The organism is Bacteroidales bacterium, from assembly GCA_016707785.1.
Classification (GTDB): domain Bacteria; phylum Bacteroidota; class Bacteroidia; order Bacteroidales; family UBA4417; genus UBA4417.
Window position 1 is genome coordinate 1 of record JADJGZ010000039.1, and the last position, 12,086, is coordinate 12,086.

The window sequence follows — 12,086 nt, forward strand, 5'->3', positions numbered from 1 at the left end:
TCAAGACAATTATTGAAGGATTAACAAACTCAATAGATTTACTTCGAAACAAGAAACAGGATATCAGTTGGTATGATTCAACTTGGTTTCTCGAGGATTTAGAACCAATTTTGGGAATTTCTTTGATAGCTCTTCAGAACTATATCAATGGCAGTATTAAGGACTTTTCTGATACAACAAATAATAAGACCAGATTTTTCAAGTTTTCACCAACAATAAATGGGTTTGAAAAATCAGGTATTGAATTAATAATTGGATTAGCAAATTTCTATAAACATAAAGAAGATACTGAAATCCATAGTATCACCAAATTAACTCTTGAAAGCTTTGAATTAGAAATAAATAAGGATTATGAGATTGAAAACTCACCTATAATTAAAGGAATACTATTGTTAGATAAAGACCAGGATTTGAATAATATTATCAAGTTAGTAAAATCATGGCGAGATAATCTTTGGGCAACTCAATAATCAACACTGCATACAACACAGGCTACACTCTACCAGGCTTTTAGCTTGTGCATCTTGGCAAAAAAAATACTAAATTTGAAGTCAGTGCTTCCAGGGAAGTTAAGTGAATAAAAAGCCTGGCAGCGTGTAGCCTGGGAACGTCAAACTGTCTAAAAACCCCTACTTTTCAATTAGTTATCAACAATAGTTGCTTTTATAAATATTTTTCGTATACTTGACTTATGAAACATATCATTGGACAAGACAGAACCCAAATTCCCCTTTTTGCCTCTTCGCTAGATCAGGCAATTGACCAGGATAATGAAGTAAGATTGATTGATCTGTTTGTTAACTCGCTCAATCTTGCTGAATTTGGTTTTAAGGTGCATTTCTCTGAAAATGGAAGACCCGCTTATTTGCCATCTGACCTTTTGAAACTCTTTATTTATGGATATCTCAATCGTATCCGTTCTTCAAGAACTTTGGAGAAAGAATGCGCCCGCAATATTGAACTCATGTGGTTATTGAAATGCCTGGTTCCTGATCATAATACCATTTCAAATTTCAGAAAAGACAATCCTAAAGCCATTCGCAAGGTTTTCCGTGCTACTGTTCAACTTGCTGCTCATTTCAATCTTATTGGAGGGAAATTAATTGCCGGCGACAGCACTAAACTTCGTGCACAGAATTCAAAAAAGAACAATTTTAATCCTGCCAAAATTGAACGGCATATCGCTTACATAGATGCTAAACTTGAAGAATACAGCAAAATACTGGCTAATGAAGACAATGATGCTTTAACTCCTGATGAAAAGAAAGCCATTCAAACCAAAGTTATCAAACACAAAAACCGCAAAGCCAAATACCAGCAGTTTCAGCAACAACTTGATGAATCAGGAGATACACAGGTTTCTACCTCTGATCCGGATAGCCGTCAAATGATTACAAGAAACAATATTACCGAAGTGGCTTACAATGTCCAGACTACTGTAGATGCCGAACATTGCCTCACCATTGATTACAAGGTTACCAATGTGAATGATTCCAAGGCAATGGGCAATATGGTGCGCCGGGCCAAGACAGTTTTACAGAAAGATGACTTTACTGCTCTTTACGATAAAGGGTATCACACCGGAACTGAATTTGATTATGTAAAGAAACTGGGCATTAATGTTCTGGTGGCCGCTCCGGATGTTGCGTCCCATGCTCCTGATCATGCTTTTGATGTTGAAAATTTCACCTACGACAAGGAGAAAGATTTATATATCTGTCCGGCTAATCAAACCCTAACAACTAACGGTACCTGGTACAATAAAAGCAGGGGGAAATCTGTCAACCAGGTTAAACATTACAAGTCAGGAAAATGCACAAGCTGTCCATTCTTTAGTAAGTGTACCACAAATAAAAAAGGAAGACTCATTGAACGTTCTGAGTACGCCGGTCTGATTGAAGAAAACAAAGTCAGGCTCGAAAAAAATAAAGATCTCTACTCACAAAGACAGGCCATTATTGAACACACTTATGGGATCTTCAAACGACAATGGGATTTCTATTATGTGATGACAAAAAAAAACAATCAAACACGCCAGTGCTGATGTAGGATTGATATTTGTCGCACTCAATTTCCGTAGAATTATGAATATTGTTGGGATGGATAAGCTCAAAGCTTACTTCAAGGCAATAATTGCCCTTTTAAACGCATTTTTAAGCCTCCTGTCACACACAAAACTATATGGCAACTCATACAACCTAATTCACTTTTTACAGACTTTTATCCACCAAATCGCCAATTTCCTTAATTTTAAGCTGATATTCAAATTTAAAGCCAATGTGGAGTTGGGTTTTTAGACGAACTGACGTTGAAGTTTATAACTCCTGCCGTGACAAAGGCAGGTTGGGACGAACACACTCAACTTGGACGTGAAATATTTTTTACTGACGGACGCATTTATGTGAAAGGTAAAATTACAGCAAGAGGTAAACGGAAATTTGCAGACTACATTCTGTTTTACAAACCAAACGTACCTATTGCAATCATTGAGGCAAAAGACAACAACCATTCTGTAAAAGCTGGAATTCAACAAGCATTAGGTTACGCCAACACGTTGGACATTCCTTTTGTATTCAGTAGCAACGGAGACGGGTTTTATTTCCACGACAAGACCGTTACAAATGGACAAATTGAAACTGAACTTTTAAATGATGAATTCCCAAGTCCTGAACAACTTTGGGAGAAATACAAAAAATATAAAGGCATTGAAACCAAAGAAGTTGAAAGCGTTGTTTCAACCGACTATTTTTTAGACGGCTCTGGTCGTTCTCCAAGATATTACCAACAAATTGCTATTAACAGAACCATTGAAGCAGTTGCGAAAAAGCAAGACAGAATTCTTTTGGTAATGGCAACGGGAACAGGAAAAACTTACACGGCTTTTCAAATCATTTACAGACTTTGGAAAAGCGGAGCAAAAAAACGAATTCTGTTTTTAGCAGACAGAACTTCACTCATTGACCAAACAGCAAGAGGTGATTTCAGGCATTTAAAAGATGCAATGACAATCATTAAACACAAAAATATAGACACTGCTTACAACGTGTATTTAGCATTGTATCAGGGTTTGTCAGACAGCAAATCAGATGATGCTTACAAACAATTCAGCCCAGAGTTTTTTGACTTAATTGTAGTTGATGAGTGCCATAGAGGAAGTGCAAAAGAAGATAGCAAGTGGCGTGAAATATTAGATTATTTCAAAACTTCAACTCATTTGGGTATGACAGCCACACCAAAGGAAACAACCGAAACTTCAAACATTAATTATTTCGGTGAACCAGTTTACATCTATTCACTTAGACAAGGAATTGACGATGGTTTTCTTGCTCCTTACAAAGTAATCAAAGTAACCCTTGACATTGATGCAGAAGGTTGGCGACCAACAAAAGGATTTTTAGATAAAAACGGAAATCCAGTTGAAGATAGAATTTACAACAGAACCGACTTTGATAAAAACATTGTTGTTGATGAACGCAGAGAATTAGTTGCAAGAAAAATAACAGAATTTCTAAAAGGAAATGACCGTTTTGCAAAGACAATTGTTTTTTGCATTGACATTGAGCATGCCGAAGGCATGCGAACCGCATTGGCTAACGCCAATGCCGATTTGGTTGCTCAAAACAATAAGTATGTAATGCAAATTACAGGCGACAACGAAGAAGGAAAAAGAGAGTTGGACAGTTTTATAAATCCAAGTGAACGCTATCCTGTTATTGCGACAACTTCAAAATTAATGACTACTGGCGTTGATGCTCAAACTTGCAAACTAATTGTATTGGATAGTAATATCGGTTCACCAACAGAGTTTAAACAAATTATTGGAAGAGGAACGAGAATTAATGAAGAATACGGAAAAACGTATTTTACCATTATGGATTTTAGAAATGTAACCAATCTTTTTGCAGACCCTAATTTTGATGGCGACCCTGTAATGATTAAAGATGTTACGGAAGATGATGATATTTCTGGAACAGATGATGAAATAACAGATGAACCAATAGTTGATGTAGTTGATGGCGGTGATGTCGATTTTCCACCGCCTGAATATCCAACTGTTACTGGTGGAGGTTTTATTGTAGAAGAACCAAATTAAAGAGAAAAAATTAGAGTAAATGGTGTTGAAGTTAAAATTGTAAATGAACGAGTACAATATTTAGGTGCAGATGGACGAATAATAACTGAAAGTCTGAAAGATTACACCAAGAAAAATATAATAGAAAAATACGCAACGCTTGAAACATTTTTGAATTCATGGAAAAACGCTGACAAGAAAAAAGCAATCGTTGAAATATTGGAACAACAAGGGATTTTCTTTGAAGCATTAAAGGAAGAAATCGGAAAAGACTTTGACCCTTTTGATTTGATTTGTCATGTTGCTTTTGAAGCAAAACCATTGACACGAAAGGAAAGAGCAAACAATGTAAAGAAAAGAAACTACTTTACTAAATATGGAGAGAAAGCACAATCTGTAATCAAAAGTTTGCTTGACAAATATGCAGATGATGATTTAGTTACAATTGAAAGTTTAGATGTTTTAAAACTTGACCCATTAAACAAATTAGGTTCGCCACTTGAAATAATTAATGCTTTTGGAGGAAAAGAAAATTACATTCAAGCATTAAAAGAATTGGAAAACGAACTTTATAAAGCGGCATAAGAAATGGCAAATGTTGGTGCAGTAATAAGCAACATAAGAAACATAATGAGGCAAGACAGAGGTATTTCTGGCGATGCCCAACGATTAGAGCAATTGGGTTGGATGTTGTTTCTTAAAATTATGGACGACAAAGACCAAGAATTAGAAGTTATTAAAGACAATTATGTTTCTGTTATTCCAGAAAAATTTCAATGGAGAAATTGGGCAACCAATTCCGAAGGAATTACTGGCGATGAATTGATTAATTTCATTGACAGCAACGAACTTGCCAACAAAGGATTATTTCTATCATTAAAAGAAATTAAAAGCCCAACAAATCCTAAACGTGCTATGATTGTGAAGGAAGTGTTTGATGGCACAAATAACTATATGAAAAGTGGTTATGAAATGCGTAAGGTAATCAACAAACTAAATGAAATTGATTTTACAAAATCAGAAGACAAACACGTTTTTGGAAGCATTTATGAAAGCATACTTGAAGAATTGAGAGATGCAGGTAATAAAGGTGAGTATTATACCCCAAGAGCCGTTACGCAACTTATGACTAAAATGACCAATCCGAAATTAGGTGAGAAAGTTTTAGACCCTGCATGCGGTACAGGTGGTTTTCTAACTGCCGCTATTGAACATGTGAGAGAGAATTATGTAAAAACTGTGAGCGATGAAGAAATCCTGCAAAAATCAATTACAGGTTGGGAATTAAAACCAGTTGCTTATATATTGGGTTTGACAAACTTAATTCTACACGAAATTGATGTACCCGACTATCATTACATAGACAGTCTGAAAAAAGAATACAATACAATTGGTGCAAAGGATAGAGTTGATGTAATACTTGCAAATCCTCCATTCGGAGCAAGTATTGCAGACGGTGTAGAAACAAACTTCCCTGCAACTTACAGATGTAAAGAATCTGCGGACTTGTTTGTAATATTAATGATTCAGTTGCTAAAATCAAATGGCAGGGCTGCGATAGTCCTTCCCGATAATTCAATTACTGGAGAAGGGGTTAAACAAAGAATAAGAGAAAAATTATTATCAGACTGTAATCTTCATACAATTATTAGATTACCCCAAAGCACCTTTTTTCCTGCAACTGTTGGAACTAATCTTTTATTTTTTGAAAAGGGTTCGCCAACAAATGATATTTGGTATTATAAGCATGAATTACCTTTGGACCAAAAAAGCTATTCAAAGAAAAAGCCTATACAGTTTGAAGAATTCAGCCCGATTATTGAATGGTGGTATAACAGAGAAGAAAACAAAATTGCCTGGAAAATAAATGTTAAAGATTTAGATGGATTAAATTTGGATATAAAAAACCCAAATAAAATTCAGGAAAATGTTGAACACAATCAACAAGAAATTATTCGCCAACTGAAATTAAGTCAGAGCAAAATTAATAACCTATTAAACGAATTAACCTAATGGCTTTGACTTTCAAATTTATACCACTAACATTTCTCAACAATCCTGAGGAGATAAACAAAATAATTAGAAACACAATTATTTTGAAGTATCTGTATAAGATATCAAAATCAACTGTACCGCTTCAAAGTTTAATTGAAGGAACGCAATACGGTTATAATGATTCAGCGAAAAAAGTGGTAAAAATAAATTTCTCAGAATAAGCGATATTAAAGATGGCGCTGTTGACTGGGAAACCGTTCCCTTTGCGATTGTACAGACGAAGAAACTTATTTATTAAACCCTAAAGATATTCTTGTAGCAAGAACAGGAGGTACAACGGTAAAAGTTTTATGATTTCCGAGCCTCCTAAATCTTCGATTTATGCTGGCTACTTAATTCGTATTAGAGCAAACGAATCAACCGTCCCCGAGTACTTAAATCTTTTTAAATAGCTATGCTTATTGGTCTCAAATAGTTTCATTAAATGAAGATAATTTCAGACCAAGAGTAAATGCGGAATCTTTAAAAAGCCTTGTTGTTCCTAATTGTTCTATTGAAATTCAAAATGATGCTGTTAAAATTTCCAATGGTGATTTTTTAGAAAACTACGATGAGCTTTTTGATAAAATGAAACAGCTTGAAAAATGTAATGACTTGGAAGAGGAATATAAAACAAGTCTTAAATATGCTTCTATGCTTAAAGAAGCTATGATTGTTCATGCTTTTGAATCTAATACAGAATTAGTTATAAAATGAACATAAGCACAATTCAAATTACCAATATTAAAGGTATTAGCAATATGCTTTTCAAGCTTGACTTAGTGCCAAACAGACCCAATATTTTGGTTGCACCTAATGGATTTGGCAAGAGTTCTTTTGCTATTGGTTTTGATTCATTGAAAAGCAACAAAATAGAATTGGATGACAAGCATTACTTTAATAAGAACATTGCAAATCGTCCAATAATTGCCGTTTCCTTGACAAATGGAGTAACCCTTACTGCTGATGATAACCAAAACACAATTACTGATTTCTTTGATGTTTTTGTGATTAATAATCAAACAGAGCCAAAAGCTTCTTTGAAATCTTTTGGTGGTCACTCTTCCGCTACTCCATCTCTTGAAATTGTTCCAACTATTCTGATTCAAACAATTCCTGCTAAAATTGATTTTGACTATAACTCAGCAACCATGAAAGCCAATTTTGGTGTAAATGGCAAACTACTAAACAATATTTCAAATTTATTTTCTTGCGGTGCACTTTTTCATAAAATTGAAAATGAAGTTGACTTTTCAAGATTTTCACTTAAAAATTATAGAACAATATTTGATTCTGCTTTTCCTCAAATTAATCTACAAACAGGAACAGGCAACGCAATCAAGAGCTGGATTATATCTGATATATTGCCATCATTTCAGGCTTTAGAAGAATTCACAAAACTTTCAAACATAATTGCTGCATTTGGTTTTACTGAAATAGCTGATGAAGTTGACGCTTATCTCACAGCATGGCAAATAATTGCTATCAAAGATAGCATGGGTGTAAACTTTAAAAAGGCTTGCAAGTACCTATATTATCTTGATGAAAAAGAAGATTGTACAAGAACAATAGCATCTTTCAATCCAGTAAAGGACAGATTTGATATTAAACCAAAAGCAGAGGGAAATAGCCTTGTTGTCAATTGGCCAAAAGCCCATGAAATTTCCAATGGTCAAAGAGATATTTTGACTTTTATTGCTTTGCTTTTAAAGTCAAGACGGAATTTTAAAAAACAGGATTGCATTTTAGTAATTGATGAAATTTTCGATTACATGGACGATGCAAACCTAATTACATTTCAATATTACATTTCAACTTTTATAGATGAAATGAAAAGGCAAAAGCGAAGAATATTTCCAATTTTATTGACTCATTTAGACCCCTTATTTTTTAATCACTTCTGCTTCAACGACACTAAAATTAAAGTCAATTATCTCAAAGAGATAAATATAAAATCTAATCAAAATATTTTAAAAATCATTTACAAACGAGAAGACCCAAGCATCAAAAACATGGTTGATGCATATTATTTTCATTATCACCCGTCAATTAACACTATTGATTTAACATCTGAATTCACAGCCCTTAAATTAAATGTAGATTGGGCTAAACCAGAGAAGTTTTTTAAAACAATAAATCGGGAAGTTAGGCGATATTTAATTGAGAACGAAACATTTGACCCTTTGGCTATTTGCTTCGGAGTTAGAATACAGATTGAAAAACTTGTTTCTGACAAAATTTCCGACCTAGCCAATAAAACAAAATTCATAGACACAAACGGAACAAAAAACAAACTTTATTTTGCCCAAAGCATAGGGATACATCTACCCGAAACATACTTTCTTTTGGGTATAATTTACAATACATCATTACATTTATCCGAAGGTCAGGATATATCTAAACCTCTTGGACTTAAATTAGAAAATGGAACAATTAAACAAATGATTCTAAACATATTTCAATAAAATGCCTACGCTAAAGTCATACACATTTGCAAGCCACACAAGCCAACACACAGACCAAAGCTTGCAAAAGAGTGTGCTTTTCTTCTACCCGAAAAGAAATTCAATTTTTTTTCCTCCAACCCTTCTGTGTTTTAATTTTTTTGCAACCGCACAACCCAAGACAGACAAGCAATCCAACAGTTTATTGCAGTCCTTAATTGGACAGGGTAAATTGACACGGACGACAGAAGCACGAACCGGTAACATGGGTTTGGCGTCATGCGGGGTGACGTGCTTAAATTCAAGTTCAGTTTTTCAAATCAACTTTAGTGCTGGGTTGACAGTTTTGTGCCCTGAAATCCCGCACGAACGCCAAGCCCAAAAACGTTGTGCCCAATAAATCAAATCAACTGTAAATGATTGACAAAAGAAGAATAATAGATTTCGATTATGATAAGGATGAGAGATTATCTTGTCTTTCGGATACTGAAATCATCGTAGAATTCTCAACGACCTTAAGTGACTTATATCCTCATTTAATCAAATTACTTTGTCATTGCTATGATCCATATGACGAGGTTGTTATGAACCTATTCTATAATCTAATCTATTCAACCTTATCTAGCAAATATGGAGTAAAAATAAACTACAAAGAAACGCACACTTACGGATTTACACTACACCGCTATCATTTGATCAATCATATTCAGGTATCACCAAAATCATTTCCTTTAAAATGTATCATTAATAACGTAGTATCATATCTACAAAAAGAAGATCTTTCAAATAAAGAGTTAATTTTCATTCAGTTTGGTGATACCAAAAACTTCCTTACTAGTGGAGAAGATCAGATTAATATAGAAACAGTAAATTTCGACTATTCTGAGTTATGTATTGTTGATAATAAAAGTGGATTACGATTTAGAGGCCAGCCATCCTTATGGGTTAAAAATGAATTAGTTGATTATGAACTGGTCCTAGAAACTTATGATGATGAAGAACATAAATACTATCTGGACAAGTATGCTGATTAATATCTTGATCGATAATGTTCAAAAACAGATAAATAAGAATGAATCAAAGACCGTAATAGATGATGAATCTCAAATAATTTATTTTTTTAATTCTAAGTATTCACTAACAGTTAAAAACTGTGCTGATACTTTCGGAATAAACCTTTCTTTGAAAATTGACTCCCTGGGGAAAGTAACTTTAGGTTCAATAAATCCAAAAATTCCTGCAGCATTTGAAAAGGAAGTTAATATTGTAATTAATAAAATTGATAGGGTTAATCATTTTACCAATAGAACTCTAGATTTTGAATATCGTGTTTGGTGCACTGAAGAACTGGATTATAAAAAATAAAACATTGCCTAACACGGTCAATAAAGTAAATAAGTTCGTCACGCTTTTTATACTCAAACGCAATGAATTTGCCCCAAATGGGAGCCTTTGTTTCAAAGCAATATTTATGCAGATTGAGTTATGCCGGGGCGCACAGGTATCCTCCGCCAGCCGGCGGATCGCAAAATGATTCAGCAACGGCATAATTGGTTTGGTTGACAATGCAGGAAATATAGAAATGCGTTACCACCAGGTAAAGGACAAAGACGAATTGATGACAGGAATTTGCGTATCAAAACCAGAATTTCTGGTAAATGGAAAAATTCGCCTTCACGAAAATTGGGAATGGACCTCTGGTGATAAATCAAAAGGAATATCAATATTAGAAGAACTATAAAATAATACCTAATGACACACGAACACAACTACAAACTAACTGCGGTATGGACCGGTAATAAAGGTGAAGGAACAAGAAATGTACGAACCTACGATCGTAGCCACACAATTACAATTCAAGGTAAACCAGATTTATTTCTAACCACTGACAATGCTGCTGTTGGAGATAAATCAAAATTGAATCCTGAAGATTTACTGGTTTCTGCCATTTCATCATGCCATATGCTTTCCTACTTGTATGCATGTGCAATGGAAGGAATTGAAATTACTGCCTATACCGACAATGCCACAGGTATTATGATTGAAAAGGCAAATGGTGGTGGAAGTTTCAAAGAAGTAACTTTGAATCCAATTTGTTTCGTCGCAAATGAAAATATGGTAGAGAAAGCCATCGATCTGCATCACAAAGCTCATGAAATATGTTATATAGCCAACTCAGTAAATTTTGAAGTAAAGTGTAATCCAACCTGCAAAGTTCAATAAAGAATCATATGAAAATTTGCATAGCCCAAACAGAACCGATAACAGGAAATGTTTCTGCCAACATTGAAGCACACAAAAGATGTATTGAGCTTGCATTGACATTTAGTGCAGAAGCAATTTTTTTCCCTGAGTTATCATTAACGGGTTATGGACCGGAACTCGCTCAAAAACTGGCGACTAATCAAAATGATAATCGTTTAGACATTTTTCAAGAAATAAGTAACAACTACAATGTCATTATCGGGCTTGGGTTGCCGACTACAACTGAATCAAAACCAAAAATAAGTATGATAATCTTTGAACCTAAAAAACCAAGACTTACTTATTCAAAACAACAACTACATTCGGACGAATTTCCATACTTTGAAAATGGTGTTGGACAAGTAATAATCACAACGAATGATACTCATATTGCACTGGCAATTTGTTATGAAAGTTTACAACCGGCACATTCTGAAAACGCTTTCAAGCTTGGTGCTAACCTTTATTTAGCAAGCGTTGCAAAATCAGCCAATGGAATTGAAAAAGCATTATATCCATTATCCGAAAGTGGCCAAGCAATTTGCAATGCCAGTATTAATGTCAAACTGTGTAGGTTTTTGCGACAATTTTTTAAGTGTTGGAAAAAGTTCTGTCTGGACAAAAGAGGGGAAATTAGTTGGACAACTTGACGAAAAATCGGAAGGAATTTTAATTTTTGATACAGAAACAGAAGAAGTAATTGAAAGAATAATAAAAAACAACCACTAGTTGAATAGGTAAGGCTAAATTTCACCCCCTTATCCTCTCACAGAACAATATCTTTATAAAAGCATCGGGACAAGTGTGAACCTCCCGATTCATTCGGCTCATATTATGGGTCGATGTAGCAGGTTAATTGAAAATCTGATTCCTGGCGATAAATAAGGATATCGCTTACACACCTCTCTCAAACAATATACATTTAAAGATAATTTTAAACCTCCTGTATCCCATAAAACAAAATGGCAACTCTTTCGAACTTATTCACTTTTTACAATCTTTTATCATCCAATTCACCAATTTCCGTAATTTTAAGCTGATATACGGATTAAAGCCCGGGTTTGAGATGGGTTATTAGACGAACTGACGTTGTAGCCAATGGTAACAAAAGCTACCTGTGGGAGACGCAGGACTTCTTCATATGTCTAACATTAATATATTATCTGTGGTATAGGATAGTGCCTTAATAACTACTTCACTTTTCAGAATTATCAAAACATGCAAAATTTGCAAGTTTTGATAATATATTTTGTCATATTTATTTTGAGATAAAGAAAAAGATTCAGCCCAAT

The 12,086-nt window shown here is 34.3% G+C and carries 6 protein-coding genes and 4 pseudogenes; all 10 read left to right on the forward strand.

Annotated features, from left to right (window positions below; all coding sequences use genetic code 11):
- Positions 1 to 470: hypothetical protein (locus IPH84_16685; protein ID MBK7174823.1), on the forward strand; the 470-nt coding region annotated here is incomplete at its 5' end.
- Between the two features lie 221 nt (positions 471 to 691).
- A pseudogene (locus IPH84_16690) lies at positions 692 to 2,297 on the forward strand (IS1182 family transposase).
- Between the two features lie 5 nt (positions 2,298 to 2,302).
- Positions 2,303 to 4,657 (forward strand): annotated as a pseudogene (locus IPH84_16695) (DEAD/DEAH box helicase family protein).
- 3 nt (positions 4,658 to 4,660) lie between these two features.
- Complete coding sequence (locus IPH84_16700; protein ID MBK7174824.1) at positions 4,661 to 6,085, forward strand: N-6 DNA methylase; 1,425 nt, start codon at positions 4,661 to 4,663, stop codon at positions 6,083 to 6,085.
- A 734-nt stretch (positions 6,086 to 6,819) separates the two neighbouring features.
- On the forward strand, positions 6,820 to 8,571 hold the full coding sequence (locus tag IPH84_16705) for a hypothetical protein (protein ID MBK7174825.1): 1,752 nt from the start codon (positions 6,820 to 6,822) through the stop codon (positions 8,569 to 8,571).
- Between the two features lie 395 nt (positions 8,572 to 8,966).
- Complete coding sequence (locus IPH84_16710) at positions 8,967 to 9,584, forward strand: hypothetical protein (GenBank protein MBK7174826.1); 618 nt, start codon at positions 8,967 to 8,969, stop codon at positions 9,582 to 9,584.
- Positions 9,574 to 9,915 carry a hypothetical protein gene (locus IPH84_16715; protein MBK7174827.1) on the forward strand — a complete coding sequence of 114 codons (342 nt, stop codon included), beginning with the start codon at positions 9,574 to 9,576 and terminating at the stop codon, positions 9,913 to 9,915. Before IPH84_16710 ends, IPH84_16715 begins: the two co-directional genes overlap by 11 nt.
- Positions 9,916 to 10,096: 181 nt before the next feature.
- Positions 10,097 to 10,291, forward strand: a pseudogene (locus IPH84_16720) (n-acetylglutamate synthase).
- Positions 10,292 to 10,302: 11 nt separating this feature from the next.
- Positions 10,303 to 10,773, forward strand: a complete 471-nt coding sequence (locus IPH84_16725) for an OsmC family protein (GenBank protein ID MBK7174828.1) — start codon at positions 10,303 to 10,305, stop codon at positions 10,771 to 10,773.
- A gap of 8 nt (positions 10,774 to 10,781) precedes the next feature.
- A pseudogene (locus IPH84_16730) lies at positions 10,782 to 11,523 on the forward strand (carbon-nitrogen hydrolase family protein).
- Positions 11,524 to 12,086 lie beyond the last annotated feature (563 nt).